We start from the raw sequence: 26,667 nt of genomic DNA on the forward strand, positions 1-26,667 counted from the left end.
CCGGACGTCGGGCACCCGGCCGACCGGCCCGCCGACGCCCGGCCGGCCCCGCCGGGGGCCGGGCCGCCGAGCGCGGACCGGACCGGGCCGGGCCCCGCCGGGCGGGCCCGACTCCCGGTCGACGGAGGTACCCACGGCGGGGCCACGCCCGGGCCGGTCCACTCCGGCGCGCCCGGCGCCTCGCTGACCGAGCTGCGCCGGCTCGACGACCTGTGCGGCGGGGCCGACCTGGCCGGGTTGGGGGCCGGTCGGATGCGCCGGGCGGCCCGGGCGCTGTCCGGGCGCGGCCCGCTGGCCCGCCGCCGGCTGCTGCCGGTGCTGGCCGAGTCCGCCCAGCTCGCCGGCTGGCTCGCCGCCGACGCCGGGGACCCGGTCGGCGGGCTGGACGCCTACCGCCTGGCGCTGCGCGCCGCCACGGCGGCCGGGGACGTCGCGCTCGCCGGGCACGTGCTCGGCTCGGCCAGCCACCTGCTGGCCGGCGTCGGCGACCCGACCGGCGCGCTGGTGCTGGCCCGCACCGCGTACGCCGGGGTGCGCCGGCACGCCACCCCCGGGCTGCGGGCGCTGCTGCTGCACCGGGTGGCGCTGGCGGCCGCGCTCGACGGGCGGGTGGCGGCGGCCCGGCAGGCCCTGGACGGGGCGCGGCGCGTGGGCGGCCCGCCGGAGCCGGGCCGGGAGCCGCCCTGGCTCTACTGGCTCGACGGCGCCGAGCTGGCCGCGATGACCGGGCGCACACTCGTCGCACTGGGCCGCCCCGGTCCGGCCGAGGCGCTGCTGGCCGCCGCCCGGCGGCGGGGACGGCCGCGCAGCGCGGCGATCTACGGCGGCTGGCTGGCCCGGGGCTACCTGCAACTCGGCGAGGTCGAGGGGGCCTGCGCGGTGGCCGGCGAGGCGCTGCTCGACGCGGTCCGCGCCGGCTCGCCCCGGGCGCTCACCCAACTGTCCGAGCTGCGCCGCCGGCTGGCCGGGCACCCGCACGAGCCGGCGGCACGGCGGTACACGGCGCTCGTGACGGCGGCCGGGCCGTACCTGCCCCGCGCGCCGGGTCCGGCCCGCCCCGGCACGCCGGCGGGTCACGGCACGGCTGCCGCGGCGCGTCGGATACCCACGGGTACGGCGGGTCGGACGCCGACCGGCTAGCGTCGGGGCGTGACCCACGCTGCTCCTGTCTCCCCGGTCGACCGCGCCGGGCTGCGCCAACGGATTGACAAGGCGCTGGCCGAGTTCCTGGCCGCGCAACGCACCTGGATGACCGCGGTCGACGACGCCCTGGCGCCGGTCGCCGAGTCGATCGAGGCGTTCGTCCTCGGCGGCGGCAAGCGGCTGCGGCCGGCCTTCGCCTACTGGGGCTACCGCGGCGCCGGCGGGGTGGACTCCGACCAGGTGGTGACCGCCCTGGCGGCACTGGAGTTCGTCCAGGCCAGCGCCCTGATCCACGACGACCTGATGGACCGTTCGGACACCCGGCGCGGCGAGCCGGCGGTGCACCGCCGCTTCGCGACCCGGCACCGGGCCGCCGGTTGGCGCGGCGACGCCGACGGCTTCGGCGACGCGGCGGCGATCCTGCTCGGCGACCTGTGCCTGGTCTGGTCCGACGAGCTGCTGCACTCGGCCGGGCTGGAGCCGGGCACGGTGGCCCGGGCCCGGCCGGTCTTCGACGAGATGCGCACCGAGGTGACCGTCGGGCAGTACCTCGACGTGCTGACCCAGGCCACCGGTGACACCTCGGTGGAGCGGGCTGGCAAGGTCGCCCGGTACAAGTCGGCGAAGTACACGGTCGAGCGGCCCCTGCTGCTCGGGGCGGCGCTGGCCGACGCGTCGGCGGACGTGCGGACGGCGTACTCGGCGTACGGGCTGCCGCTGGGCGAGGCGTTCCAGCTCCGCGACGACGTGCTCGGGGTGTTCGGCGACCCGGCCCAGACCGGCAAGCCGGCCGGGGACGACCTGCGCGAGGGCAAGCGCACCTACCTGGTGGCGGCCGCCCTAGAGGCGACCGACGAGGCGGGCCGCGAGCTGCTGCTGGGCCGGCTGGGCGACCCGGAACTGGACGAGGCGGGCGTGACCCGGCTCCGCGAGCTGATCACCGCGAGCGGCGCGCTGGCCCGTACCGAACAGCGGATCGTCACCCTCACCGACACCGCGCTGGCCGCGCTGACCACCGTCGACCTCGACACCGAAGCCCGCCAGGCCCTGGTCGACCTAGCCATCGCCGCCACCCGCCGCGCCGACTAACCCCCACCCCTCCCCTCCCCCACCCGGCCGCTCCCCGGGTTGATCATGAGGTTGGCGGTGGGAAATGTCCGGTGCCGCCCCGCTGACCTCATGATCAACGGGGTGGGGCGGGGCGGCGCGGGGGGACGGGCGGGGTGGGGTTAGAAGCCGAGGGCTTGGGCGCGGCGTTTGACCTCGCGGGCCTGGTCGCCGGCGAGGGCGGCGGCCGGGGTGGCACCGGGGAGGGTGTCGTCGGGCTGGTAGAGCCAGCGCAGCGCGGCCTCGTCGTCGTAGCCGGCGTCGGCCAGCAGGTTGAGCACGCCGGGCAGGTGCTTGAGCACCGTACGGTTGGCCACCAGGTCCGCCGGGATCCGGCGGACGCCGTCGCGGCGGACCGCGATCAGCTCCCGGTCCCGGATCATCTGGTGCACCTTGCTGATCGACACGTCGAGGCGCTCGGCGACGTCCGGCAGGGTCAGCCAGTCGGCCGGGTCGGCCGGACCGGCGAGTTCGGGGCCGGGCACGGCCCGGTCGGCGGGTACGGAGTCGGTCACCCGACCACCCTGCCATGTCCCGCCCCGGCTCGGGCCAACGGCACCCCGAGACGGCCGTATCCGCAGGTGGCGCGCGGCGGGACGGCTGTGGTCGACCCCCGCCTGTAGCATCCTGTTCAACCTTCACCCTCCCGACACATAGACTCCCTGCCGATGGACACACAGGTCGCCGACACGTTGCTGGGCTCGCTGATCGACGGGCGCTACCGCATTCGCGGTCGCGTGGCCCGTGGCGGCATGGCGACCGTGTACACCGCCACCGACGAGCGCCTCGAGCGCACCGTGGCGGTCAAGATCATTCATCCGACCCAGGCCCCGGAGGCGCGGGCCCGCCTGGCCGGGTTCCTCGAGCGGTTCACCGACGAGGCGAAGACCATCGCCCGGCTGACCCACCCCAACGTGGTGGCGGTCTACGACCAGGGCACCCACGCCGGGCTGCCCTACCTGGTCATGGAGTACGTCCGGGGCCGCACCCTGCGCGACGTGCTCGCCGAGCGGCGCCGGCTCAACCCCGACGAGGCGCTGGCGATCTTCGAGCAGATGCTCGCCGCGATCGCCGCCGCGCACCGGGCCGGGCTGGTGCACCGGGACGTCAAGCCGGAGAACGTGCTGGTCGCCGAGGCCCCGACCGGCGGGGTGGCGAACCTGGTCGACAGCGTCGTCAAGGTGGCCGACTTCGGGCTGGCCCGGGCGGTCGAGGCGAGCGCCGACGACGAGAACGGCAACCAGCTGATGGCGACCGTGGCATACGTCGCGCCGGAACTGGTCACCGAGGGGCACGCCGATCCGCGCACCGACGTCTACTCGGCCGGCATCGTGCTGTTCGAGATGCTCACCGGCCGGGTCCCGTACGACGGCGACCGCCCGGTGGAGGTCGCCTGGCAGCATGTCGACCGGGACGTGCCGGCACCGTCGACGCTGGTACCCGGCCTGCCGAAGGCCCTCGACGACCTGGTCGCCCGGGCCACCCGGCGCGACCCGGGCGCCCGGCCGACCGACGCCGGCGCCCTGCTGGCCGAGGTGCAGGTGGCCCGGGACGACCTGGGCAACCCGAACACGCGTACCGCCGTGCTGCGCCGGGTGACCGACGAGCCGGCGGTGGCCCAGCCGACCATGGTGGTCGCGGCGGTCCGGCCGGCCGAGCGGCCGTCCTGGGCGCGGCTGCCCGACGACGGCGGTTCCCGCGCCGGCCGGCGTCGGGCCACTTCCGGGGACGGGCAAGACCTGTGGTCCCGGCTGATGGCGCTGCGCGCCCGGGTGATGGGTGACCGCCGGGGCCGGCAGGCCGTCGCCGCGGCCGTGGTGGTGCTCGGCCTGGTCGCCGCCCTGAGCGGCTGGTGGTTCGGGGTGGGCCGGTACACCGTCGCCCCGCAGCTGGTGAGCCTGAGCAAGGCCGACGCGGAGGCGCAGGCCGCCCGCGCCGGCTTCACCCTGGTCTACGCCGAGCCCCGCTACGACGAGCAGGTCCCGAAGGACGCCGTGCTGGGGCAGGATCCGGCCTCGGCCAGCCGGATCGTCAAGGGCGGGACGATCACGCTCACCCTCTCGCTGGGCCCGGAGCGGCTTCCGGTGCCGGACGTGGTCGGCAAGGACTTCGAGCTGGCCGAGGCGGATCTGACCAACGCCAAGCTGATCGCGGTCAAGGGCGCGTCGCGCTACGACGACAACCTGCCGGCCGGGGTGGTCATCGACACCAACCCGAAGGTGGGCACGGAGGTCAAGCCGGGCGACAAGATCACGCTCGTGCTGAGCAAGGGCCGGGCCCCGGTCTCGGTGCCGAACCTGGTCGGCAAGAGCCTCACCGATGCCCGGGCGGCCCTGGCCAAGCTCGGCCTGGTGCCGGTGGAGACCTACAAGGACTCCGACAAGCCCCGGGACGAGGTCCTTGGGCAGAGCCCGGCCGACGGCACCGGCGTGGAGAAGGGCACCCAGGTCAAGCTGGACGTCAGCAAGGGCCCGCCGCTGACGGTCGTGCCCCGGGTCGTCGACCTGCCCTGCCCGCAGGCCAAGCAGCTGCTGGAGAGCCAGGGCTTCCCGGTCGCGGTGCAGTTCAACCCGAACGGCATCGTCCGCTACCAGAACCCGGTCGAGAACAGCCAGGTGCCGCCGGGCACCCAGGTCACCCTCGGGTGCCTGTGATGACCGCGGCACATTCCGACGGGCGCCGGCGGGTGGGTTCGCACACGCCCACCTCCGGCGGCCTGGCGAAGGCGGCCCTGCCCTACCTGGACGCGGCCGGCTCCGAGGTCGTGCAGGTCTACGTCTCCAACTCCCGGGGCTGGGCGCTGCCGGCGGGCGACCCGGCCCAGGACGCGCTGTTCCGCGACGGCTGCGCCGAGCGGGACGTACCGGTCTTCATCCACGCCTCGTTGCTGGTCAACCTCGGCTCGCCGACCGCCGCCACGGTCGAGCGGTCGGCGCAGACGCTGGCCCACGCGCTGCGCCGGGGCACCGCGATCGGCGCCCGTGCGGTGGTGTTCCACGCCGGCAGCGCGGTGGACGCCGGGCACGCCGAGGCGGCGATGCGGCAGGTCCGCGAGGTGCTGCTGCCGCTGCTGGACACCGCCGCCGCCGAGGGCGGCCCGATGCTGCTGGTGGAGCCGAGCGCGGGCGGGGGGCGGTCGCTCGCCTCCCGGGTGGAGCACCTGGGGCCCTACCTCGACGCGGTCGACCGGCACCCCTGGCTCGGGGTCTGCTTCGACACCTGCCACGCCTGTGCGGCCGGGCACGACCTGGCCGCCGAGGGCGGCATGACCGCGACACTGGACACCCTGGTGGCGACGGTCGGGGCCGACCGGCTGCGGCTGGTGCACGCCAACGACTCGAAGGACCTGTGCGGCTCGACCCGGGACCGGCACGAGAACATCGGCAAGGGCACCATCGGCGAGCCGGCGTTCGCCGAGCTCATGCGGCACCCCGCCACCGCCGGCGTCCCGGTCGTGGTGGAGACCCCGACCGAGAAGCACGTCGGCCACGCCGCCGACATCGCCACCCTCAACCGCCTCCACCCCTGACGCCCGCCCCGCACCCGAGGAAGCAGCCGCTCGCTTTCAGAGAAAGAGTGGCTATTCCACGCGGAACAGCCACTCTTTCCGTGAACGAGGGCGGGGGTCAGGCGCGGAGGATGCCGGTGAGGGCGGCGATGGCGCGGTCGATGCCGGCGTCGTCGACGTCCATGTGGGTGACCAGGCGGGCGGTACGCGGCCCGAGCACCGAGACCAGCACCCCCTCGGCGCGGGCGGCCGCGGCGAGCGCGGGCGCGTCCAGCGGCGCCTTGGTCAGGTCGAGCGGCACCACGTTGGTGCGCACCGTGGTGGCGAGCACCCCGAACGGGGCGATCGCCTCGGCCAGCCGGGCCGCCTTGGCGTGGTCCTCGGCGAGCCGGTCGACGTGGTGCGCGAGGGCGTACCGGCCGGCGGCGGCCAGGATGCCGGCCTGCCGCATGCCGCCGCCCATCCGCTTGCGGATGAACCGGGCCCGCTCGATCTTCTCGGCGCTGCCCACGACCAGCGAGCCGACCGGCGCGCCGAGCCCCTTGGAGAGGCAGACCGACAGGGTGTCGAAGAGCGCGCCGTACTCGGCCAGCGGCACACCGTCGGCGACGTGCGCGTGCCAGATCCGGGCGCCGTCGCAGTGCAGCGCGACCTGCGCGGCGTCGGCGATCCGGCGCAGTTCCCGCAGGGTGGCCAGCGGGATCACGCCGCCCCCGCCCCGGTTGTGGGTCTGCTCCACGGCGATGGCCCGGGTGGGCACCGCCCAGTAGCCGTCCGGGCGGATCATGGCGGCGACCACGTCGGGGTCGATGTCCGCGCCGACCGCCGGCCAGGTCCGCGAGGAGATGCCGCCGTACGCGGCCGCGGCGCCGATCTCGTACGTGACCACGTGCGCGTCGGCGTCGCAGAGCAGCTCGTTGGCCGGCGGCACCAGCAGTTGCAGGGCGATCTGGTTGGCCATCGAGCCGGTCGGCGCGAACAGCGCCGCCTCGTGCCCGAAGAGCGCGGCGACCTCGGCCTCCAGCGCGTTGACCGTCGGGTCCTCGCCGTAGACGTCGTCGCCGACCTCGGCGGTGGCCATCGCCTCCCGCATCCCGGCGGTGGGCCGGGTGACGGTGTCCGAACGCAGGTCGATCAGGCTGTCAGCCACGGTCATCCTTTCGGCTGCCGACTGCGGGGCTCGCAAGCTCACTCCTCGCGTCAGCCACGGAGCATCTCCGCCACCAGGAAGGCCAGCTCCAACGACTGCTGGGTGTTCAGCCGCGGGTCGCAGGCGGTTTCGTACCGGTCGGGCAGGTCGAGGTCCTCGATGCCCTGGGCGCCGCCGAGGCACTCGGTGACGTCCTCGCCGGTGAGTTCGACGTGCAGGCCACCGGGGTGGGTGTCCAGGCCCCGGTGCACCTCGAAGTAGCCCAGCACCTCGTCGACGATGCGGTCGAAATGCCGGGTCTTGTAGCCGTTGGACGACTCGTGCGTGTTGCCGTGCATCGGGTCGCACTGCCAGACCACCTTGGCGCCGGCGGCGGCGACCTTGGAGACGATCGGCGGCAGGGCGTCGCGGACCCGGTGGTTGCCCATCCGGCTGATCAGGGTGAGCCGGCCGGGGATGTTGTCCGGGTTGAGCTTCTCGCAGAGCTCGATCGCCTCGTCCGGGGTGGTGGTCGGGCCGAGCTTGACCCCGATCGGGTTGGCGATGCGGGAGATGAAGTCGATGTGCGCGCCGTCGATCTGCCGGGTGCGCTCGCCGATCCAGAGGAAGTGCCCGGAGAGCCCGTACGCCCGGCGGTCGGAGACCCGGGTCAGCGCCCGGTCGTACTCCAGGGCGAGGGCCTCGTGCGAGCAGTAGAGGGTGACCGTGCGCAGCGCCTCGTCGTCGGTCATCCCGCAGGCCCGGATGAAGGCCAGTGCCCGGTCGATCTCCCGGGCGATCGCCTCGTAGCGCTCGCCGGCCGGGGAGTTCTTGACGAAGCCCTTGTTCCAGTCGTGCACCGCGTGCAGGTCGGCCAGCCCGCCGGCCAGGTACGCGCGGAGCATGTTCATCGCGGCGGCCGAGTTCGCGTACGCCCGGATCATGCGCTGCGGGTCGGCGACCCGGGCCTCCGGCGTGGCCTCCAGCGAGTTGATCATGTCGCCCCGGTAGGCCGGCAGGCCGCGGGCGTCGGTCGGCAGCGAGCGCGGCTTGGTGTACTGCCCGGCGACCCGGGCCACCTTGACCACTGGCAGCGACGCGCCGTAGGTGAGCACGATCGCCATCTGGAGCAGGGTGCGGGCGTTGGCCAGCAGGTGGCTCTCGGTGTTGTCGGCGAAGGTCTCCGCGCAGTCACCGCCCTGGAGCAGGAACGCCTTGCCCTCGCAGACCAGCGCGAGCCGCTGCCGCAGTTGGTCGACCTCGTAGGGCGCCACCACCGAGGGGACGGTGTCGAGCACCGTGCAGACCTCGGCGACCTGGGCCGGGTCCGGCCAGGGCGGGGTCTGCGCCCGGGGCAGCTCCCGCCAGCGGTCCAGGCCGAGGGCCGCGTCCTCGGCGGAGTCGACGGTCGGACGGCTGGTCTGTAGGCCGGGGCTGCCCACGGCGGGATGGCTCAGCTGATGCCACTCATGGCGCATGCCAGAAAGCGTACGGCGACGGCCCGGGCCGCCGACCGGCGAGGGGCACGGTTCCGGCTGGTGAGAGGCGTCTCACCGCCCGGCGCAGGTCAGGGTGTGACGGCCGGGGCCGGAGTGTGCCCGCCCGGCTCCTCGCCCGCGATGCACCAGTCGGCGCCGTTGCGGGTGACCGTGAACAGCAGTGGGCGGGTGGCCTTGCGGGAGCCCACGGTGATCGAGACGGAGGTGCTGACCTCCTGCCCGCGCGGGCCGGGCCGGATGTCGGTGATCTCGGCCTGCGGCACCTCGAAGTGGTCGGCGAAGTCGCCGTTCGGGCCGGTGGCGGCGGCGTCGAAGCTCTCGTGCGCGGTCGCGCAGAACTGGCTGCGCCCGGCGGCCACGTCCTTGGCGGTCATCGCGTCGAGGTACGCCTGCACCCGCTCCCGGGCCCGCGCGCTCGCCTCCTCGGCGGGCGCCCGCCCCGGCTTGGTCGCCGGGTCGTCGCCGCCCTTGCCCAGACCGCAGCCGAGCAGGGCGAACGGCAGGGTCGCGAGCACGGCGGCGGTCGCCGCCAGCCTCCGGTGCGTCACGTGCATCGCCACCTCCGTCGACGGGCCATCGAGGCGCGAGTCTGTCACATCGACGCCGGGCATGCCGAGCCGCGCCGGCACGCCGCGCGGCCCGGGCCGGGCGAGACGGCCCGCGGCACGGCGCGGGACGGCCGACTAATCTCCCCTGGGCGTGGGCGGCGTCCGTCGCCCCCCGGGCCGCAGGAGGTGAGGCGACATTCTCCCCCTGGCGTCGGTCGACACGGCGCACCTGCCCCCGGCCGAGCGGTTCGACTTCTGGCACGACCTGGTCGCCCGGGAGTCCGTCGCCGCCGCCATCAGCAGCGCCCACTCCGGCGACTTCACCGCCTCCGCGCGGGTGGTCGACCTCGGCGTGGTCAAGCTCTCCGCCTGGCGGTACCCGTCGCTGGAGCTGCGCCGCACGGCGCCGATGATCCGCAGCGGCGATCCGGAGCTGTACCAGCTCGCCCTGCCCCTGTCGGGGCGCGGCGCCGTGACGCAGGAGCGGCGCGAGGGCCCGCTCGACCCGTACGCCTTCGCCTTCGTCGACACCGTTCGCCCGCACGCGTCGTCGCACCGGCCCGACCCGCCCGCCGGCGGGCCGCTGCTGACGATGACGGCGCTCGTGCCGCACGCCGCCCTGCCGATCCCCGCCGACCGGGTCAGGGAGCTGTTCGTCGCGCCCATCCCCGCGACGGAGGGGATGGGCGCGCTGCTGGCCCAGTTCCTCCGCCAGGTCGTCGACCACCCCGAGCAGTACGCGGCGGCCGACGCAGCCCGCCTCGACACCATCGCCCTGGACCTGATCTCCGGCACGCTGGCCGCCCGCCTGGCGGCCGAGGACGCGTTGCCCGTCGAAGTCCGCGAGGCCGGCCTGCGGAGCCGGGTCGAGGCGTTCGTGCTGCGGCAGCTGGACGATCCCGCCCTGAGCCCCGCGACGGTGGCCGCGGCGCACCACCTCTCGACGCGGTCGCTGCACCGGCTCTTCGAGGGCACGCAGACCACGGTCGCGGCCCTGATCCGCACCCGCCGGCTGGAGCGCTGCCGGCGGGACCTCACCGACCGCCGGCTGCGGCACGTGCCGGTGCGGGAGATCGGCCGGCGCTGGGGCTTCCGCGACCCGGCCCACTTCAGCCGGGCCTTCCGCGCCGCGTACGGCCTCTCGCCGAGCGAGCACCGGGAGCGGGCGACCCGCGCGGCGGACTGACCCGGGGCCTGCCCGGAGCGCACCCGGGCGGGGAGGGACCGGTGCGTGGTCCCTCCCCGCCGTGTGGGTGGTGCGTCGGCCTACGGCCTAGCCGAGGCCGCCCTTGATGGCGCCGATGAGCTCGCCGTTGCCGGTGTCACCGGAGAGCTCCCAGAAGAACGCGCCACCGAGGCCCTGGTTCTTCGCGTACGTCATCTTGCCGTTGATGGTGGACGGGGTGTCGTAGCTCCACCAGTTGCTGCCGCACTTGGCGTACGCGGTGCCGCCGACGGTGCCGGTCGCCGGGCAGCTGTTCTTGAGCACCTTGTAGTCCTCGATGCCCTGCTCGTAGGTGCCCGGGGCGGGGCCGGTGGCGGTGCCGCCCGGCGCGCTCTGGGTCACCCCGGTCCAGCCCCGGCCGTAAAAGCCGACGCCGAGCAGCAGCTTGTTCGCCGGGATGCCCTTGCTCTTGAGCTTCTGGATGGCCGCGTCGGACCAGAAGCCCTGCTGCGGGATGCCGGGGTAGGAGTAGAGCGGAGAGTGCGGGGCGGTCGGGCCCTGCGCGTTGAAGGCGCCGAAGTAGTCGTACGTCATCGGCATGATCCAGTTGAGGTGGGTCGCGCCGCCCGCGTAGTCGGTGGCGTCGATCTTGCCGCCGGTGCTGCCGTCCGCGGTGATCGCCGCGGTGACCAGCGCCGACGAGCCGAACCGCGAGCGCAGCGCGCTCACCACGTTCTTGAACGCGTTCGGGCCGCTGGAGTCGCAGGTGAGACCGCAGGCGTTCGGGTACTCCCAGTCGACGTCGATGCCGTCGAAGACGTCCGCCCAGCGCGGGTCCTCGACCAGCCGGTAGCACGAGTCGGCGAACGCGGCCGGGTTCTGCGCGGCCTGGGTGAAGCCGCCGGACCAGGTCCAGCCGCCGAAGGACCAGATCACCCTCAGGTGCGGGTACATCTTCTTGAGCTTGCGCAGCTGGTTGAAGCTGCCGCGCAGCGGCTGGTCCCAGGTGTCGGCGACGCCGTCGACGCTGTCCGCCGCGGTGTACGCCTTCTCGTAGTCGGCGTAGCTGTCCCCGATCGTGCAGCGGCCGCCGGTGGTGTTGCCGAAGGCGTACAGGATGTGGGTCAGCTTGGCGGCCGAGCCGCTGGTGTGGATGTTCTTGACGTGGTAGTTGCGGGCGTAGACGCCCCACTGGGCGAAGTAGCCGACGACCTTCCGGCCGCCCGGGTCCGGCGGGGTGGTGGTCGGCGGCGTCGTGGTCGGGGGCGTGGTGGTCGGCGGGGTGGTCGTCGGCGGGGTGGTGGTGGGCGGCGCGGTGGTGGTGGGCGGCGCGCCGCCACCGCACGGGGCGCCGTTGATGGTGCAGTTCAGCGGGGCCCGGTACGGGCCGGTGCCGTTGTAGCCCCAGCTGAAGGCGGCGCCGGGGGCGAGCGGGCCGGCCCAGCTCTTCTTCACGGCGACGTAGTGGTCGCCGGTGCGGGTGACGTCCGCGTCCCACGAGCTGCTGATGCTGGTGCCCGAGGGCAGGTCGAACTCGATGCGCCAGGTGCTGACCGAGGCGTCCGAGCCGTTGGTGATCGTCACCTTCGTCTCGTGACCGGTCCCCCAGTCCTGCACCTTGGTGAACGTGGTGGTGACGGTGCCGGCGCCGAACGCCGAGGCCATCGGCACCGTGGCGACGGTGACGGCGACCACGGCGCCGGCCCAGAGGGCCCGGCGGAGCGATCTCTTCATGTGGCGTCTCCCCAAACAGTTAGGAAACTTTCCAAAATGATTGGTGAGACGCTACTCACGACGTCATCACTTCGTCAAGATGTGCATGTTTCGATTTCCGACGCCCCGCGGAGGTCGTCGTTGGCGACGTCCGGCCCGGCGGCCCAGCGCCGTCGTCGCGCCGCGACGGGGGCGCGCCGGAGGGTGCAGGGCGCGCAGGTCGGGCGGTCGGCGCGCCGGGAACGGCGGGAGCGTAGCCTCGGCGCATGACCGTCTTCGACACCCCGATCAACGCCCTCGACGGCGGCCCGGCCGACCTCGCCCGCTACCGCGGCCGGGCCCTGCTGGTGGTCAACGTCGCGTCCCGCTGCGGCCTCACCCCGCAGTACGCCGGCCTCGAAGCGCTGTACCAGGAGTACGCCGGCCGCGGCCTGGTGGTGCTGGGCGTGCCGTGCAACCAGTTCGCCGGCCAGGAGCCCGGCACCGCCGCCGAGATCAGCGACTTCTGCCAGGTCAACTACGGGGTGACCTTCCCGCTGACCGGGAAGGTCGACGTCAACGGCCCGGACCGGCACCCGCTCTACGCGGCGCTGGTGTCCACCCCGGACGCCGACGGGCACACCGGCGACGTGCGGTGGAACTTCGAGAAGTTCCTCGTCGCGCCGGACGGCACGGTCGCCGCCCGGTTCGCCCCGACGGTGACCCCGGACTCCGCCGACCTGCGCGCCGCGATCGAGAAGGTGCTGCCGGCCTGACCCGGCTGCCGCTCGCGGCCGCCTCGCTCGGCTGGCAGCAGACCGGAGTCGGCGGGCTGCGGACCGGCCGGCGCGAAGCGCGTGGGGCGTGACCGGTCCGGTCACGCCCCACGGGCCGGCGGGGATCAGTCGGCGGCGGAGCGGAAGACCGGGTAGTAGCCGCCGGACTGGCCGGCCGCGGTGGGATGGTAGGAGATGCCGAGGTTGGCGAAGTTCAACGCGTGCAGCCACTTCTCCCCGTAGCTGCACAACTGGTGGCCGACGAACTGGGACCGGACGTCGGCGAAGGTGAACCCGGCCGCCTGGGCGGCGCTGCGGGTGATGTCGTCCACCAGGTTGATGCCCTCGTTGATCTTCGCGCGGGAGGTGGCGCTGAGCCCGACGCAGACCGTGCCGAGCTGGTAGAAGACCGGGTAGCCGACGACCACCACCCGGGCCGAGGGCGCCCGGCCGCGGATTCCGGTGTAGACGTTGCGCAACAGGGTGGGCAGGTCGGCGCGGGCCTTGTCCTCGGCCGCCTGCACGGCGGCGACGCACTCGGTGGTGCCGTAGAGCACGCAGGTGGTCATGATGTTGGCGAAGCCGACGTCGTTGCCACCGACCGTGACGCTGACCAGCGTGGTGGTCGAGCTGAGCGAGGCGAGCTGGGTGTTGATCACGCTGCTCGTGGTGGCGCCCGAGCAGGCGACCGAACGGTACGACGCCGGCCGCACGGCGGCGGCGTAGAGCGCCGGGTAGGCGTTGGTGCTGCGCTGGCAGGACCCGCTCTCGGCGGTGTAGCTGCCGGCACCGACGCCGGAGGAGTAGGAGTCGCCGAGGGCGACGTAGTGGTCGGCGGGGGCGGCCTGGGCGGGGCCGACCGCGAGGGTGAGGGTGGCAGCCAGGGTGGTGACCAGGCTCAGGGCGAGGGTTGCCAGACGGGATCTCCGCACGTCGCACTCCGGGGGTAGGAGGGTCGGTGGGAGATAGATATCACTAAATATCGACGTTGGAAAGATCCTGCCGACGGGTCACCCGATGGCGGCGCTTTCCGCCGACCGCCGACCATCCGGCGCTTGCGGACGCAGAGTGACCGGACGGAATCCCGGCGTTTCGCCCGCGCCACGATTGCGGCGCAGTCCCGCTAACGGGACCCTCTACCCGACGCATCCCGTTCACCGGACCCACCGGAGGCGACATGCCCCTGCTCCGTACCGCGCCGCTGCGCCTGCTCGCCGGAGCCGGGGCGCTCCTGCTCGGCGCCGGGCTCGTGACCACCACCGCCGGCCCGGCCGCCGCCGGCGCGGCGACCGTCGGGTACGTCCGGCTGGCGCACCTCTCCCCCGACACCCCGGCGGTGGACGTCTACCTGGCCGCTCCCGACCGGCGGGAGCCACAGGTCTTCCCGGCCGTCGGCTACGGGGTGGTGTCGCAGTACCTCCCGCTGCCGGCCGGGCGGTACGCGGTCGCCATGCGCACGGCGGGCGCGCCGGCCGACGAACCGCCGGTGCTGACCACCGAGGTGGCGGTGAGCAGCGGGGCCGCGTACACGGTGGCCGGGGTGGGGCGCCACGCCGACCTGGGACTGCGGGTGCTGCACGACGACCTGAGCGCGCCCCCGCCCGGCCGGGCCAAGCTCCGGGTCGTGCAGGCCTCGGTACGCGCCCCGGTGCTCGACGTGGCGGCCGCGAACGGGCCCCGGATCGCCGAGGGGGTGCCCTTCGCCACCACCACCGACTACCACGAGCTGGAGCCGGGCCGGTGGCGGCTGCGCCTCGGCGGCACCGCCGGCCCGACCACCGAGACCGAGGTCGACCTGACCGGCGGCGCGGTCTACTCGCTCCTGGTGCTCGACGCCGAGCGGGGCGGGCTCACCACCGAACTGCGGCAGGACGCCCGGGGCGGCTCGGTCGTGCCGGCCGGTGGCGTGGACACCGGCGCCGGCGGCGTGGCGGAGCGGGAGCGGTCGGCGTACCCGCTGCTCGGGTTGGCCGGCGCGCTCGCCGGTGCGGGGTTGGTGCTGCTGCGCCGGCGGCGGCGTACCACCTGGTGAGCGGCGGGCCCGGGCCGGCGATCCGGCGGCACCGCGACCGGCGGATGCCCCCAGCGGTGCTGGTCGCGGCCGGCGCGGCCCTCTGCCTGGTGGCCGGGGTCGGGCCGGCCCTCGGCGGGTCCGCCGCGCCCCCGCCACCGGTGGGCAGTTGGCGGCCGGGCTGCGCGACGGACTGCCCGCCGGCCGCCGCCGACCCCGCGCCCGCCGACCCCGCGCCCGCGGGCCCGCCCACCCGGGTGCGCGTGCCCCGGATCGGGGTGGACTCCCGCCTCACCGTGCTCGGGCTGGACGCGAGAGACGCCCTGGCCGCACCGTCCGATTTCGACACCGCCGGCTGGTACGGCGGCGGCCCGGCCCCCGGCGATCCGGGCCCGGCGGTCATCGCCGGGCACCTCGACTCCACGGACGGGCCGGCGGTCTTCGCCCGGCTCGGCGAACTGCGTCCGGGCGACCGGGTGCAGGTGTGGCGCGGCGCCCGGGTGGTGGCGTTCCGGGTCACCGGGGCGGTGCGCGCCGGCAAGGAGCACTTCCCCACCGCCGCCGTGTACGGCCCGACGCCCGGTCCCGAGCTGCGCCTGGTCACCTGCGGGGGCGCGTTCGACCGGCGCGCCGGCCACTACCGCGACAACCTGGTGGTCTTCGCGGTGGCCGAGTCGAGCCGCGTTCCGCTGCCCGGCTCGCCCGCCGGCTGAGCGGGCTCGCCCCCCGGCGCGGCGGACGCGCCGAGCACCCGGAGCAGGCTCGTGTGCAGCGCCGCGGTGGCCTCCGCGTCGGACAGCCGGCCGGCGTCGACCTCCTCGCTCGCCGCGTGACCGAGTTTGATCGTGACCGCGACCAGCCAGTCGGGGGCGAGCCGGTCGTCGAACTCCCCGGCCGCCTGGCCGCGCCGGATCACCCGTTCGAGCCGGTCGGCGACCGGGGCGTGCCGCGCCCGGTCCTCCGGCGCGCTCACCGGCAGCGAGCTGATCTTCTGCAGCAGGACGCGGTACCGTCCGGCCGCGCGGGCGCTGGCGTCGAGCACCCGCAGCAGCGCCGCCGCGGCCGGGCCGGTGTCGGGGTCGGTGGCGTCCATGGCGGCCACGGCCTCCTCGGTGACCCGGTCGAGGGCCGCCCCCAGCAACTGTTCCCGCGAGGGGAAGTGGGCGTAGACGGTCTGCCGGGTCACGCCGGCGGCGGTGGCGACGGCTTCGACGCTCGCGTCGGGCTGGGCGTTGAGGAGCTGGACCGCGGCGTCCAGGATGGCGGCCCGGCTGCGGCGGGCGTCGGCACGGCGGTTCCGGGCCGGGAAGGAGTTCATCTCTTACACCTTGCCAAAGTTGTTCACCGGCACATATCTTACATCGTGTAAGAGATAGGCGCAGCGGGACGGGAGAGCACCATGAGACCATTCCACGCCACCGACCCGGCGGGGTTCATCACGGACTTCTTCACCTCCTTCACCGACGCGCTGCTTGCCAGCGACGAGGACGCCGGCGCGATCGTCGACCGCTTCCACACGCCGGACGTCGTCCAGGTCGCCGACGGCCACCCGATCGACCGCGAGCGGCTCGTCGCGCACACCCGCCCGGTGCGCAAGAACCGGCCCAGTTGCCGGTTCGAGGTGCACGAGGCGGTGGCCGACGGCGACCGACTCGCCGCTCGGTACACCCTGCACGTGCGGGACCGCAAGCGGCTCCTCGCCGTCGAGGTGCACTTCTTCGGGCAGTTCGCGCCCGACGGCCGGATGCGCCGGGCACACCTGCTCACCCGCACGCTGTCCACGACCTGACGGGGGCCGCGGGCCAGCCGGCCGCGCTCGGTGAGCAGCCCTCCGGGGCGGTCAGACCGGGCGGCGGCCGGCGAAGCCGCACTCCACCCGGTGGTACCAGCGCACGTCCGGGTCCCCCTCCAACCAGCACCAGAGCACCGGCCGGCCGTCCCGCTCGCCGGGGAAGTCGAGCAGCACCGGGGCGATCCCCTTCACCTGGATGTCGTGCTGGTGCAGATCGTCCAGCACCGCGTGCAGCCGCGCCTCCAGCCCCTTGACCTCGGCCCGCCCGCCGAGCGGGCTCACCCCGTCCTGGGCCAGGTCCGCGCGGAGTTCGGCGAGGTCGGCGCGGAGCCGGATCAGCTCGTCGACGCGGGGGCGCAGGGTGGCCACCAGGTGTCGGGCCTGGGCGAGTGTGAACACCGGGCCAGTATGGGCCACACCGACGCCGCGCCGGCGTGGCCGCGCCCGGCGGCCGGCAGGCCCTTCTGTAGCTAACCTTCCTTGACGGGGCATTGATGTGTAGTTAAGTTTCAACGAAACCGACGGGAGGTCGACCGTGGAGCGTAGAAAGTTCCTGGCCGGTGCGGGTGCGGTGACCGCGGGAGCGGTCGCGGCGGCGGCCCCCGGCTCACCCGGCAGCGCAGTGCCCGGCATCCGCCGTGTGGAGACCGGTCTGGACGTGCTCGTCCGCTCCGGCTTCGCCGAACTCGCCGGCCAGCGGGTCGGCGTGATCTCGAATCCGACCGGTGTGGACGGTTCGTACCGGCACCTGGTCGACCTGATGCACGCCTCCGACGCGGTCCAGTTGGCCGCCGCGTTCGGCCCCGAGCACGGCTTCCGCGGCTCGGCGCAGGCCGGCGGCAGCGAGGGCACCGGCGTCGACGCGCGCACCGGGATCACGGTCTACGACGCGTACGGGGCCTCGCTGGCCAAGTGGGAAACCATGTTCACCCAGGCCGGCGTCGACACCGTCGTCTTCGACATCCAGGACGTGGGCTCCCGCTTCTACACCTACATCTGGACGATGTACACCTCGATGATGGCCGCCGCGCGGGTCGGCAAGCGGTACGTCGTGCTGGACCGGCCGAACCCGATCGGCGGCCGGGCGTACGGGCCGATGATGACCACCCCCTACACCTCCGGCGTGGGCCTGAAGGAGATCGTCCAGCAGCACGGCATGACCGTCGGCGAGCTGGCCCGGCTCTTCAACGCCGAGTTCCTGCCGGCCGAGGCCGGCCGCCAGGTCGACCTGCACGTGGTCACGTGTCGACACTGGAAGCGCGACAAGCTCGCCGCCGACACCGACCTGCCGTGGGTGATGCCCAGCCCGAACATGCCCACTCCGGACACCGCGCTGGTCTACCCGGGCACCGGGCTGTTCGAGGGCGTCGCCTCGATCACCGAGGGTCGCGGCACCTGCCGGCCGTTCGAACTGATCGGCGGCCTGGCCACCGACTTCGACTACCACTGGTCCGACCGGCTCAACGCCCGGGACCTGCCGGGGGTGGAGTTCCGCGAGGCGTACTTCACGCCGACCTCCGCCGGGCAGAAGCCGGCGCTGCTCAACAAGCTCTGCGCCGGCGTCGAGGTGAAGGTCGTCGACCGGGCGGTGTACGACCCGATCCGCACCGCGGTGGCGATGCTGGTCGAGGCGCACAAGTACCCGGCCTTCGCCTGGCGGCGCGACTCCTGGGACACCGTCCGGCCGTACTGGGTGGACAAGCTGACCGGCTCGCCCCGGCTGCGCACGATGATCGACGCGGGCGCCGACGTGGACGACGTGGTCGGCGCCTGGGCCGGCGAGCTGGCCGCCTTCGAGCGGCAGCGGGCCCCGTACCTGCTCTACTGAGGACATTTCCGGCGGCGGCGCCGGCCTGATCCGTTGATCAGCCCGGCGCCGTTCCGCGTCGATCCAGCGAGTTCACTGGAAAGCGACTCACGTCGGCGGCCGGCTCGCTACCCTCGGCCTCGGGACCCCACACGGACATCCGGCCGCCACTCGATCGGCTAGATCGCCGATGACCAGGCGATCGGCGTCCCGCCGGAACACCGGCGGCACGCCGCCACGACTGGCGCGCGGGACACCCATGCCGATAGGAGCGCCATGCCCGGGAAGCTACGATCGCCCGTCCTGCACCTCGTCGTCTGCCACGCCGAGCCCGTCGCCGAGCTCGCCCCGTTCATCGCCGCATGCCAGGAGCTGGGTTGGCAGGTCCACGCCATCGCCACCCCGGCCGCCGTCGAGTCGGCCGACCTGGCCGCCCTCGCCGATCTCACCGACCACCCGGTCCGCGAGGACGAGCAGTCCGCGACGCTGCACCCGCTGCCGCCGGCCGACGCGTACGCGGTCGCGCCGGCCAGCTTCGACCTGGTCAACAAGTGGGCGTACGGGCTGAACGACGGCCTCGCCCTGCGGCTGCTCAACGAGGCGACCTCGGTGGGCCTGCCGGTCGTCGCCGTGCCGGCCCCGGACCCGGCGCTCGCCCGGCACCCCGCCTTCCTGGAGAGCCTGGAGCGGCTGCGGCACTGGGGCGTAGCGGTGACCCGCCCCGCCGAGCCGGGCGACGACGGCGACCCGGCCCCGTGGCACGCCGCCGTGCAGGTGATCGCCGCCTGGACGCGGTTCGCCCGGGTCCCTGCCCAGCAGCCGGTCGAGCGGGCGCGCGGGGTCGAGGAGCTGGCCCTGCAGTCCGGCTGACCGATCCCGCCGACCGTCGCCGGTCAGTCGGCCTGGTCGGCCAGCTCCCGGGCCCGGTCCCGGGCCGCCTCGAGCGCGGCGAGCAGCGCCGCCCGTACGCCGTGCTTCTCCAGCTCGCGCACGGCGGAGATGGTGGTGCCGGCCGGCGAGGTGACCGCCTCGCGCAGCTTCACCGGGTGTTCGCCGGAGTCGCGCAGCATCACCGCGGAACCGATCGCGGTCTGCACGATCAGTTCGTGCGCCACCTGCCGGGGCAGGCCGAGCAGGATGCCGGCGTCGATCATCGCCTCGACCAGCAGGTAGAAGTACGCCGGGCCGGAGCCGGAGAGCGCGGTGACCGCGTCCTGCTGCGACTCGGGCACCCGGATCGTCGCACCCAGCGGCTTGAACATCTCCTCGGCCAGCGCCAGGTGCGTCCCGGTGGCGTGCGCGCCGGCGGAGATGGCGGTCATCGCCTCGTCGACCAGGGCCGGGGTGTTGGTCATCACCCGCACCACCGGGGTGCCCTCGGGCAGCCGGCGGTTGAAGAAGCTGGTCGGCAGGCCGGCGCAGAGCGAGATCAGCAGCTTGTCGGCGGGCACCTTGGGCCCGATCTCGTCGAGCAGCGTCGCCGCGTCCTGCGGCTTGACCGAGACGGCGAGCACCTCCGCCTCGTCGACCGCGGTGAGGTTGTCGACCACCCGTACCCCGTAGCGGGCGGTCAGCTCCTCGGCGCGGGCCGGGCGGCGGGCGGTGGCCAGCAGCCGGTCGACCGGCCAGCCCGAGCGCAGCAGGCCGGAGAGCATCAACTCACCGATCTTGCCGGCGCCGATGACGGCGACCGTGTGCACCGCGTACCCCCTCCTGCCGTGGCCGGCGGCGCGGTGGGCCGGGTGGCCCGCCGCGCCGCAGCCGCTCGGTTCAGCTGCCGAAGAAGACCTCGGCCTCGGCGTACCGCTCCAGCGGCACGGTCTTCAGCTCCCGGGTGGCCTCGGCCAGCGGGACCCGGACGATGTCCGTGCTCTGCATGGCGACCATCTTGCCCCAGTCGCCCTCGTGCGCCGCGTCGATCGCCTGCAGGCCGAGCCGGGTGGCCAGCACCCGGTCGAAGGCGGTCGGCGTGCCACCGCGCTGGATGTGGCCCAGCACGACGGTGCGCGCCTCCTTGCCGGTCTTCGCCTCCAGCTGCTCGGCCAGCCACTGGCCGATGCCACCCAGCCGGACGTGCCCGAACGCGTCCAGCTCCTGGTTGTGCAGCACCATCTGACCGTCCAGCGGCTGGGCGCCCTCGGCGACCACGACGATCGGGGCGTACTGGTGCTGGAAGCGCTTCTCGACGTAGCCGGCGACCTGGTCGACGTCGAACTGCCGCTCGGGCAGCAGGATGACGTTGGCGCCACCGGCCAGGCCGGCGTGCAGGGCGATCCAGCCGGCGTGCCGGCCCATCACCTCGACCACCAGGGTGCGGTGGTGGCTCTCGGCGGTGGTGTGCAGCCGGTCGATCGCCTCCATCGCGATGTTGACCGCGGTGTCGAAGCCGAAGGTGTAGTCGGTGGCGCCGAGGTCGTTGTCGATGGTCTTCGGCACGCCGACCACGTTGACCCCGAGCTCGTGCAGCTTGGTGGCCACGCCGAGGGTGTCCTCGCCGCCGATCGCGATCAGCGCGTCGACGCCCTGGGCGGCGAGGTTGTCCTTGATCCGCTCGACCCCGTTCTCGATCTTGAACGGGTTGGTCCGGGACGAGCCGAGGATGGTGCCGCCGCGCGGCAGGATGCCGCGGACCTCCGCGATGCCCAGCGGGCGGGACAGGCCCTCCAGCGGGCCCTTCCAGCCGTCCCGGAACCCCACGAACTCGTGGCCGTAGCTGGCGACGCCCTTGCGGACCACCGCCCGGATGACCGCATTCAGACCCGGGCAGTCGCCGCCGCCGGTGAGCACGCCGATACGCATGATCTGCTCATCCTCCTGGGAGCATCAGGTGAAGCCCGATATGCCCCAGGATATGTGTCGGATCAGACCATCGGCGCCGTTGCCGGCCCGGGGCGGGCCGTCAGTGCGAACTGTAGTCGCCGCGGGAGGGGCGACGACACCGCACCCCGGGGCCGGTCCAGCTACCGGTCGGTAGCTGACCTCGCGATACTCCCCCGGGCCGCCAGCCGTCACCGCGCCCGGCCGACCACCCTACGAACCGGTCATCGCCCGCCAGCGGGCCAGGTTGTGCCGGGCGTCGACCAACGCGTCGTGCCGGGCCGCCGCGGCCTCCGGCAGGGTCGGCCGGCCCCGGTCGTCCCAGAGCTGGCGCAACTCCTTGGTGAACCGGGGGATCTCCCGGGGCAGCGCCGGCATCGCCCCCCACAGCTGCGCGAGCACCACGTGGTCGTACGCGGCGTACCAGGCCCAGAGCTCCAACTGCTCGCCCGCGCGGTCCCGGATCGGCTCCACCAGGAAGTCGTAGAGCTCGTCGCGGATCCGCTCCCGGGAGCGCCAGGCCCGGTCGGCCGGCGAGGGAAGCTTGTCCAGCACGTTGCGACGCACCCAGGGCACGGCCCGGGAGTCGTCGAACTCGGTGGAGACCGCGTAGAACTCGCGGCCGTACTCGTCGACGACGCCGATCGACACCAGGTCGACGATCCGGCCGTCCTCGATGAACTCGCAGTCGTAGAAGTAGCGGTAGACCATCCCGGTCATCCTCGCCCACGCCCGTCACCGCCCGGCCGGCGGGTGGCCCACCGGGGCGCGGAGCCGCACCTCACGACCCGGTCCGGCGCCGCTGGGGACTGTCACGGAAGTGCGTCGAGGGGTGTACAGCAAGCGACATGGCCGTCATGATCTGATGTGTACCGCTACCGGACGCCGAACCCGGTGTCAGTTCACCTTGTCAGGGACCCGTCAGGTTCACCCGGTGAGCGAGTTGTGGTCCATGACCGGGGAGGGGTCGGCCGTGGAGATGCGCCTGCCGGAGCCGGGTGACGCGCTCACGGGTGTGGAGATGTTCGCCGGGCTCGAGCCCGAGGTGCGCCAGCGGGTGATCGCCGCGGCGGTGCCGCGGACGTACCGCAAGGGTCAGTTGCTCTTTGTGGAGAACGACCCCGGCGAGTCGCTGATCGTGCTGCGCCGGGGCGCGGTGGCGGTGTTCCGCACCGCGCCGACCGGGGAGCGCGCGGTGCTGTCGGTGATCCGGCCGCCGGACGTGCTCGGCGAGGTCTCCCTGCTGGACGCCTCCACCCGCTCGGCCTCCGCCGAGGCCATCGAGGACTGCGCCGCGCTCGCGCTCTCCCGCGGCGCGTTCATGGAACTGGTGCACTCGAACCCGCGCATCCTCGACGCAGTAATGCGCTCGCTCGGCGGGCTGATCCGCCGGCTGACCGAGCAGAACGCCGACCACGTCTTCCTGGACCTGCCCGGCCGGGTGGCCAAGACGCTGGTCCGGCTCGCCGGCGAGAGCCAGGCCCCGATGATCACCATCGAGCTCAACCAGAGCCAGCTCGCCGAGATGGCCGGCGGCTCCCGGCAGAGCGTCAACCAGGCGATCGGCTCGTTCGCCAGCCGCGGCTGGCTGCGCACCGAGGGCCGGCGGATCGTGGTCACCGACGTGGCGGCGCTGCGGCGTCGCGCCGGCATGAGCGAACGCTGACCCGGGCCGGCACGCCCCCTTCCGATCCCCCGCGTGGTGCGGGCGGCGGTCGGACCGCCACCCGCACCATGCGGACGTCACTTCTCGGTGTCGTCCGCGGGCGGCGCGCTCGGGCCCGGGCCGATCTTGCTCGGATCGGTCTCCTTGGGCTTGGTGGTCGTGGTGGTCTCGGTCGAGCCAGCGCTCTGACCCTCCGGCTGCTCTACCATCCCCTGCTCCTCCAGTTCGGCGAGAGTGACCGCGTCGACGTCAACCGTGTCGCCCGGCGCCCACACCGTTCCACCCGGATCGGTCCAGAGGGCGGACAGTCGCACCTGCACGGCACTCTCCCTGCGGCGAATCTTTTCTGGTACGGAAGACTAGCCGGGACCGTTCAGCGGTAAGGGCCGCCCGCACGTCGGGTACCCGACTGATCGGCCGGGCGGGATACTGGGCTCTCTCGCGTACGGAGCTGGACATCGACCTCACCTGTGGACACTGCTCCCGGGCAGCCGGGCCGGACGACCGTTTCTGCGGCGGGTGCGGGCGGCCGCTGTCGAGGACCTGTGCTGGCTGCGGCCACGGCAACAGCGCCGAGGCGAACTTCTGCACCAACTGCGGCGACCCGCTGCGCAGCCACGTCGTCGCCGTCCAGGAGGACCGCCGCCAGGTCAGCGTGCTCTTCATCGACATCGTCGACTTCACCACGTACGCCGAGCGGGCCGACCCGGAGCAGGCCCGCGGCCTGCAGCAGGCCTACTTCGCCACCGTCCGGCGGCTGGTGCACCAGTACGGCGGCGTGGTCGAGAAGTACATCGGCGACGCGGTGATGGCGCTGTTCGGGGCGCCGGTGGCGACCGACAACGACGCGCTGCGCTGTGTCCGCGCCGGACTGGAACTCCAACGCAACCTGGCCCGCCAGTCCGCCGGGCCGCACCCGCTGCAGTTCCGGGTCGGCGTCGCCACCGGCGAGGCGCTGGTCGACCTGTCGGCGGCCCGCGACGGCGGGCAGGCGTTCGTCACCGGCGACGTGGTGAACACCGCCTCCCGGTTGCAGGGGCTGGCTCCGCCCGGCGGCGTCGTGGTCGACGAGAGCACCTGGGCGGCGACCCGGCACGAGATGGACTACGCCGACCAGCCGCCGGTCACGCTGCGCGGCCGGTCCGCGGTCAGCCGGATCTGGCTGGCCGTGCGGGCCCGGCCCCGGCGGGACCTGCACACCGCCGAGCTGACCCCGATGGTCGACCGGGACCACGAGCGTGGGCTGCTGGTCAACGCCCTGCACCGCACCGTCACCGAGCGCACCTCGCAGCTGGTGACGGTGTTCGGCCCGGCCGGGGTGGGCAAGAGCCGGCTGCTGCGGGAGCTGGCCCGGCACGCGGCCAACCTGCCCGGCGCCCGGATCACCTGGCTGGTCGGCCAGTGCCCGCCGTTCGGCGAGAACGTCACGTACGCGGCGCTCGCGGACATCGTGAAGAGCTGGGTGGGGCTGCCGGACAGCGACGACAGCACGGCGCTACGCGAGCGGCTGCGGCAGCGGCTGGGCCGGCTGGCCGACCCGCACGCCGTCCGGCTCGCCGAGGCGCTCGGCCCGCTGCTGGGCGTACCCGGAGAACGGCTCACCCCGGGCGAGACCGAGACCGCCTGGCGGCGCTTCCTGCTCGCCCTGGCCGCGACCGAACCGACGGTGCTCGTCTTCGAGGACATGCACTGGGCGGACGCGGCGATGCTGTCCTTCGTGGAGCAGCTCGGCGCGGCGGCCCGCGGGGTGCCGCTGCTGATCGTCGCCACCGCCCGGCCCGAGCTGCGCGAGCGGCATCCGGCCTGGACCGGCACGATCAGCGGCGCGATGTCGATCTCCGTCCCGCCGATGCACGACACCGACATCGACACCCTCTACTCGCTGCTGCTCGGCCAGGCCACGCTGCCGGTGGCGGCCCGCGAGCCGCTCATCGAGTTCGCCGACGGCAACCCGCTCTACGCCCAGGAGTACGCCCGGATGCTGCTCGACGGCGGGCTGGTCGACCCGGCGGCGAACGCCGTGCGGCTCGACCCGGCCGGCGGGCCCGGGATGCCGCGCACGGTGCAGGCGGTCATCGCCAACCGGCTCGACCTGCTCGACCCGGCCGACCGGGCGGTGCTGCAGGCCGCCTCGGTGGTCGGCGTGCAGTTCTGGCCCGGCCCGGTGGCCGAGGCGCTGGGCCGCCCGGCGGAATGGGTGGAGCGGGCGCTGGACCGGTTGCAGCGCCGGGACATGGTCTACGAGCTGCCCACCTCGACCATGCCCGGCCAGCCGGAGTACCGCTTCCGGCACATCCTGGTCCGCGACGTCTGCTACCAGCGGCTGCCCCGGGCCGAGCGGGTGCTGCGGCACCAGCGCACCGCCGACTGGCTGGAACAGGTCACCGACGGCCGGCAGCACGACCTGGCCGAGGTGCTGGCCAACCACCGGTGGACCGCGCACGAGATCGGCCGCACGGTGGGTCTCGACCCGGCCCCGTACGCCGCGGCCACCCGGGGCGCGCTGCACCGCGCGGCCCGCCGGGCGTACGAGCTGCACGCACTGGACACCGCCGCCACCCTGGTCGGCCGGGCGCTCGCCGTCGACGGCGGACCGGACCCGGCGCTGGAGCTGTTCTCCGCCGAGCTGGCCTTCTACCGCGACAGCGACGCGTTCCTGGTCGGCGGCGGCACGGACACCCTGGCCCGGCTGGCCGACCGGCTGATCGGGGCGGACCGGCCCGCCGCCGCGAAGGCCTGGACCCTGCTGGCGACCGCCGCCTGGAGCCGGGCCGACCGGTCGGAGACGCTGCGCTGCCTGGACCGGGCGATCAGCCTGCACGCCGACCTGCCGGACACCCAGGAGAAGGCCGGCGCGCTGCTCGAACTGGCCCGGGTGCACATGCTCAACGCGGAGACCGAGCCGGCCTGCGCGGCGGCCCAGACGGCGGCCGAGCTGGCGGAGCGGCTGGGGCTGCACGAGGCGCGGGCCAACGCCCGGATCACCCTCGCGGTGGCCCGCTACCTGGCCGGCATCGAGGAGGCGTACGCGGAGCTGGCCGAGGTCACCGAGCAGTGCCGGGTGGAGCGGCTGACCAGCCGCCGCCGGGCGGTGCACAACCTGTCCTGGGTGTTGCAGGAGGAGGGGGACCTGGCCGGCTCGGTCCGGCTGATCGACGAGCAGCGCTCCCTCGACCTCGGCGGCGAGCACGGCCTGACCATCGGCTTCGCCGACCAGTGGGCCCGCTCCTACTACGCCGGCGACTGGGTGGCGGCGCTGGAGATGGCGGCCGGGTCGACCCAGGGCCCGACCGCCGAGTGGGACCTGCACATCGTGGCGGTCTCCGGCTGGATCCGCGCCCTCGGCGCGGGACCGGACCCGACCGGCCCCGACCTGGTGGAGAAGGCGCTCGCGGCTGCCCGCCGCAGCGGCTTCCACCGGGTGCTGCGCTCCACCCTGGCGCACGCCGCGCTCTGCCGCGCCGTGCAGGGGCGCCGGGACGAGGCGATGGCGCTGCTCACCGAGCTGGACGAGGACTGGCGGCAGACCAGGATGATCCCGTTCGCCGAGTGGGTGCCGGCGGTCGGCCACCTCGCCGCGCTGCTCGGCGCGGACGCGGCCCGACTCGTCCGGGACCTGCTGCGCCGCTCCCCCCGGGTCACCCCGTGGGCTCGGGCCGCCGGGCAGGCCGCCGACGCGACGCTGGCCCGGCGGGACGGCGACGCCCGCGCCGCCGCCGACCTGCTCACCGCGGCGGCGCACAGCTACGCGCGGATGACCGACCAGACCGACCACGTCCTCGCGACCGCGCTCGCGGTGGGTCCGCTGGCCGAGGTGGACCCGGACGCCGGGGCCGCCGCGCTGGCCCGGGTACGCGAGTTCGCCGACCGCAACGCCGCGCCCGGCCTGCTCCGCCTCGCCTCCCCCGCCTAATGGGAGCTGTCGGGTGAGGCGTTGGCAGACTCGACACTGGTAGCCGCGGGCGGGTGAGCACTCCCCCCGCCTGGACTTGATGAGTCCTGGGGTC

Annotated in this window: 25 protein-coding genes; 13 read left to right on the forward strand and 12 right to left on the reverse strand. The window is 74.4% G+C overall.

Going from position 1 to position 26,667, the window contains the following annotated elements; all coding sequences use genetic code 11:
• Nucleotides 1–1,140, forward strand: a 1,140-nt coding sequence (locus ACVCAH_RS33955; RefSeq protein ID WP_447140330.1) for a hypothetical protein, incomplete at its 5' end; no start/stop codon positions are given.
• A gap of 9 nt (nucleotides 1,141–1,149) precedes the next feature.
• Complete coding sequence (locus tag ACVCAH_RS33960) at nucleotides 1,150–2,232, forward strand: polyprenyl synthetase family protein (protein WP_447140331.1); 1,083 nt, start codon at nucleotides 1,150–1,152, stop codon at nucleotides 2,230–2,232.
• A gap of 140 nt (nucleotides 2,233–2,372) precedes the next feature.
• Here ACVCAH_RS33960 and ACVCAH_RS33965 read toward each other — a convergent pair whose 3' ends face one another.
• The gene (locus tag ACVCAH_RS33965; protein WP_447140332.1) at nucleotides 2,373–2,765 is read right to left on the reverse strand and encodes an Rv2175c family DNA-binding protein; all 393 of its coding nucleotides are present in this window, start codon (nucleotides 2,763–2,765) and stop codon (nucleotides 2,373–2,375) included.
• A gap of 153 nt (nucleotides 2,766–2,918) precedes the next feature.
• On the opposite strand from ACVCAH_RS33965, the gene pknB reads away from it, so the two are divergent.
• On the forward strand, nucleotides 2,919–4,904 hold the full coding sequence (pknB, locus tag ACVCAH_RS33970) for a Stk1 family PASTA domain-containing Ser/Thr kinase (RefSeq protein ID WP_447140333.1): 1,986 nt from the start codon (nucleotides 2,919–2,921) through the stop codon (nucleotides 4,902–4,904).
• Complete coding sequence (locus tag ACVCAH_RS33975) at nucleotides 4,904–5,779, forward strand: deoxyribonuclease IV (protein ID WP_447140334.1); 876 nt, start codon at nucleotides 4,904–4,906, stop codon at nucleotides 5,777–5,779. Before pknB ends, ACVCAH_RS33975 begins: the two co-directional genes overlap by 1 nt.
• Before the next feature lie 97 nt (nucleotides 5,780–5,876).
• Here the strand turns inward: ACVCAH_RS33975 and ACVCAH_RS33980 are convergent, their stop codons facing one another.
• The 3 genes from ACVCAH_RS33980 to ACVCAH_RS33990 all read right to left on the reverse strand — a co-directional run bounded on the left by ACVCAH_RS33980 (nucleotide 5,877) and on the right by ACVCAH_RS33990 (nucleotide 8,940).
• Nucleotides 5,877–6,908 (reverse strand): threonine aldolase family protein, encoded by a 1,032-nt coding sequence (locus ACVCAH_RS33980; RefSeq protein WP_447140335.1) that lies wholly within the window; start codon nucleotides 6,906–6,908, stop codon nucleotides 5,877–5,879.
• Nucleotides 6,909–6,958: 50 nt separating this feature from the next.
• Complete coding sequence (locus ACVCAH_RS33985) at nucleotides 6,959–8,365, reverse strand: class II 3-deoxy-7-phosphoheptulonate synthase (protein WP_447140336.1); 1,407 nt, start codon at nucleotides 8,363–8,365, stop codon at nucleotides 6,959–6,961.
• Nucleotides 8,366–8,454: 89 nt separating this feature from the next.
• Complete coding sequence (locus tag ACVCAH_RS33990) at nucleotides 8,455–8,940, reverse strand: hypothetical protein (RefSeq protein ID WP_447140337.1); 486 nt, start codon at nucleotides 8,938–8,940, stop codon at nucleotides 8,455–8,457.
• A 259-nt stretch (nucleotides 8,941–9,199) separates the two neighbouring features.
• Here ACVCAH_RS33990 and ACVCAH_RS33995 point away from each other — a divergent pair, with 259 nt between their 5' ends.
• On the forward strand, nucleotides 9,200–10,120 hold the full coding sequence (locus tag ACVCAH_RS33995) for a helix-turn-helix domain-containing protein (RefSeq protein WP_447140350.1): 921 nt from the start codon (nucleotides 9,200–9,202) through the stop codon (nucleotides 10,118–10,120).
• Nucleotides 10,121–10,207: 87 nt separating this feature from the next.
• Here the strand turns inward: ACVCAH_RS33995 and ACVCAH_RS34000 are convergent, their stop codons facing one another.
• Nucleotides 10,208–11,833, reverse strand: coding sequence for a glycosyl hydrolase family 18 protein (locus tag ACVCAH_RS34000; RefSeq protein WP_447140338.1), 1,626 nt, complete (start codon nucleotides 11,831–11,833; stop codon nucleotides 10,208–10,210).
• Between the two features lie 245 nt (nucleotides 11,834–12,078).
• On the opposite strand from ACVCAH_RS34000, the gene ACVCAH_RS34005 reads away from it, so the two are divergent.
• Entirely contained in the window at nucleotides 12,079–12,567 is a 489-nt protein-coding gene (locus ACVCAH_RS34005) for a glutathione peroxidase (RefSeq protein WP_447140339.1), read from the forward strand.
• 125 nt (nucleotides 12,568–12,692) lie between these two features.
• Here the strand turns inward: ACVCAH_RS34005 and ACVCAH_RS34010 are convergent, their stop codons facing one another.
• A complete protein-coding gene (locus ACVCAH_RS34010; protein WP_447140340.1) occupies nucleotides 12,693–13,499 on the reverse strand; it encodes an SGNH/GDSL hydrolase family protein in 807 nt (268 codons plus the stop codon).
• A gap of 245 nt (nucleotides 13,500–13,744) precedes the next feature.
• On the opposite strand from ACVCAH_RS34010, the gene ACVCAH_RS34015 reads away from it, so the two are divergent.
• Both ACVCAH_RS34015 and ACVCAH_RS34020 read left to right on the forward strand, forming a co-directional pair.
• The gene (locus tag ACVCAH_RS34015; RefSeq protein ID WP_447140341.1) at nucleotides 13,745–14,599 is read left to right on the forward strand and encodes a DUF4397 domain-containing protein; all 855 of its coding nucleotides are present in this window, start codon (nucleotides 13,745–13,747) and stop codon (nucleotides 14,597–14,599) included.
• Nucleotides 14,596–15,291 carry a class F sortase gene (locus ACVCAH_RS34020; protein WP_447140342.1) on the forward strand — a complete coding sequence of 232 codons (696 nt, stop codon included), beginning with the start codon at nucleotides 14,596–14,598 and terminating at the stop codon, nucleotides 15,289–15,291. The genes ACVCAH_RS34015 and ACVCAH_RS34020 overlap by 4 nt, the downstream gene beginning before the upstream one ends.
• Here the strand turns inward: ACVCAH_RS34020 and ACVCAH_RS34025 are convergent.
• On the reverse strand, nucleotides 15,216–15,896 hold the full coding sequence (locus tag ACVCAH_RS34025; protein ID WP_447140343.1) for a TetR/AcrR family transcriptional regulator: 681 nt from the start codon (nucleotides 15,894–15,896) through the stop codon (nucleotides 15,216–15,218). The two genes, ACVCAH_RS34020 and ACVCAH_RS34025, sit on opposite strands and share 76 nt — an antisense overlap.
• Nucleotides 15,897–15,977: 81 nt before the next feature.
• Between ACVCAH_RS34025 and ACVCAH_RS34030 the strand changes: the two genes are divergently transcribed.
• Nucleotides 15,978–16,367 (forward strand): nuclear transport factor 2 family protein, encoded by a 390-nt coding sequence (locus tag ACVCAH_RS34030; RefSeq protein ID WP_447140344.1) that lies wholly within the window; start codon nucleotides 15,978–15,980, stop codon nucleotides 16,365–16,367.
• 51 nt (nucleotides 16,368–16,418) lie between these two features.
• Here the strand turns inward: ACVCAH_RS34030 and ACVCAH_RS34035 are convergent, their stop codons facing one another.
• The gene (locus tag ACVCAH_RS34035; protein ID WP_447140345.1) at nucleotides 16,419–16,769 is read right to left on the reverse strand and encodes a DUF2203 family protein; all 351 of its coding nucleotides are present in this window, start codon (nucleotides 16,767–16,769) and stop codon (nucleotides 16,419–16,421) included.
• Between the two features lie 136 nt (nucleotides 16,770–16,905).
• Between ACVCAH_RS34035 and ACVCAH_RS34040 the strand changes: the two genes are divergently transcribed.
• Entirely contained in the window at nucleotides 16,906–18,198 is a 1,293-nt protein-coding gene (locus tag ACVCAH_RS34040) for an exo-beta-N-acetylmuramidase NamZ family protein (protein WP_447140346.1), read from the forward strand.
• Nucleotides 18,199–18,453: 255 nt separating this feature from the next.
• Nucleotides 18,454–19,047: a flavoprotein gene (locus ACVCAH_RS34045; RefSeq protein WP_447140347.1), complete on the forward strand. Its 594-nt coding sequence runs from the start codon at nucleotides 18,454–18,456 to the stop codon at nucleotides 19,045–19,047.
• Between the two features lie 23 nt (nucleotides 19,048–19,070).
• Here the strand turns inward: ACVCAH_RS34045 and proC are convergent, their stop codons facing one another.
• From proC to ACVCAH_RS34060, 3 genes are all read right to left on the reverse strand, one after another.
• On the reverse strand, nucleotides 19,071–19,832 hold the full coding sequence (gene proC, locus ACVCAH_RS34050; protein WP_447140351.1) for a pyrroline-5-carboxylate reductase: 762 nt from the start codon (nucleotides 19,830–19,832) through the stop codon (nucleotides 19,071–19,073).
• A gap of 115 nt (nucleotides 19,833–19,947) precedes the next feature.
• Nucleotides 19,948–20,976, reverse strand: coding sequence for a 6-phosphofructokinase (locus ACVCAH_RS34055; protein WP_447140348.1), 1,029 nt, complete (start codon nucleotides 20,974–20,976; stop codon nucleotides 19,948–19,950).
• A gap of 231 nt (nucleotides 20,977–21,207) precedes the next feature.
• A complete protein-coding gene (locus ACVCAH_RS34060; RefSeq protein ID WP_447140352.1) occupies nucleotides 21,208–21,705 on the reverse strand; it encodes a polyadenylate-specific 3'-exoribonuclease AS in 498 nt (165 codons plus the stop codon).
• A 262-nt stretch (nucleotides 21,706–21,967) separates the two neighbouring features.
• Between ACVCAH_RS34060 and ACVCAH_RS34065 the strand changes: the two genes are divergently transcribed.
• A complete protein-coding gene (locus ACVCAH_RS34065) occupies nucleotides 21,968–22,660 on the forward strand; it encodes a Crp/Fnr family transcriptional regulator (RefSeq protein WP_088997507.1) in 693 nt (230 codons plus the stop codon).
• A gap of 77 nt (nucleotides 22,661–22,737) precedes the next feature.
• On the opposite strand, the gene ACVCAH_RS34070 is transcribed toward ACVCAH_RS34065, so the two are convergent.
• Nucleotides 22,738–22,980: a hypothetical protein gene (locus tag ACVCAH_RS34070; protein WP_447140349.1), complete on the reverse strand. Its 243-nt coding sequence runs from the start codon at nucleotides 22,978–22,980 to the stop codon at nucleotides 22,738–22,740.
• Nucleotides 22,981–23,117: 137 nt separating this feature from the next.
• On the opposite strand from ACVCAH_RS34070, the gene ACVCAH_RS34075 reads away from it, so the two are divergent.
• Nucleotides 23,118–26,573 (forward strand): ATP-binding protein, encoded by a 3,456-nt coding sequence (locus ACVCAH_RS34075; protein WP_447140353.1) that lies wholly within the window; start codon nucleotides 23,118–23,120, stop codon nucleotides 26,571–26,573.
• Nucleotides 26,574–26,667 lie beyond the last annotated feature (94 nt).

The organism is Micromonospora sp. LZ34 (genome assembly GCF_052981855.1).

What these genes read in the sequence shown, in the direction of transcription:
- ACVCAH_RS34015 (WP_447140341.1), top strand. Translation starts at nt 13,745, where the DNA reads ATGCCCCTGCTCCGTACCGCGCCGCTGCGCCTGCTCGCCGGAGCCGGG.
- ACVCAH_RS34030 (WP_447140344.1), top strand. Translation starts at nt 15,978, where the DNA reads ATGAGACCATTCCACGCCACCGACCCGGCGGGGTTCATCACGGACTTC.
- ACVCAH_RS34025 (WP_447140343.1), bottom strand. Translation starts at nt 15,896, where the DNA reads ATGAACTCCTTCCCGGCCCGGAACCGCCGTGCCGACGCCCGCCGCAGC.
- ACVCAH_RS34000 (WP_447140338.1), bottom strand. Translation starts at nt 11,833, where the DNA reads ATGAAGAGATCGCTCCGCCGGGCCCTCTGGGCCGGCGCCGTGGTCGCC.
- proC (WP_447140351.1), bottom strand. Translation starts at nt 19,832, where the DNA reads ATGCTCTCCGGCCTGCTGCGCTCGGGCTGGCCGGTCGACCGGCTGCTG.
- ACVCAH_RS34055 (WP_447140348.1), bottom strand. Translation starts at nt 20,976, where the DNA reads ATGCGTATCGGCGTGCTCACCGGCGGCGGCGACTGCCCGGGTCTGAAT.
- ACVCAH_RS34005 (WP_447140339.1), top strand. Translation starts at nt 12,079, where the DNA reads ATGACCGTCTTCGACACCCCGATCAACGCCCTCGACGGCGGCCCGGCC.
- ACVCAH_RS33990 (WP_447140337.1), bottom strand. Translation starts at nt 8,940, where the DNA reads ATGCACGTGACGCACCGGAGGCTGGCGGCGACCGCCGCCGTGCTCGCG.
- ACVCAH_RS34045 (WP_447140347.1), top strand. Translation starts at nt 18,454, where the DNA reads ATGCCCGGGAAGCTACGATCGCCCGTCCTGCACCTCGTCGTCTGCCAC.
- ACVCAH_RS34060 (WP_447140352.1), bottom strand. Translation starts at nt 21,705, where the DNA reads ATGGTCTACCGCTACTTCTACGACTGCGAGTTCATCGAGGACGGCCGG.
- ACVCAH_RS33985 (WP_447140336.1), bottom strand. Translation starts at nt 8,365, where the DNA reads ATGCGCCATGAGTGGCATCAGCTGAGCCATCCCGCCGTGGGCAGCCCC.
- pknB (WP_447140333.1), top strand. Translation starts at nt 2,919, where the DNA reads ATGGACACACAGGTCGCCGACACGTTGCTGGGCTCGCTGATCGACGGG.
- ACVCAH_RS33975 (WP_447140334.1), top strand. Translation starts at nt 4,904, where the DNA reads ATGACCGCGGCACATTCCGACGGGCGCCGGCGGGTGGGTTCGCACACG.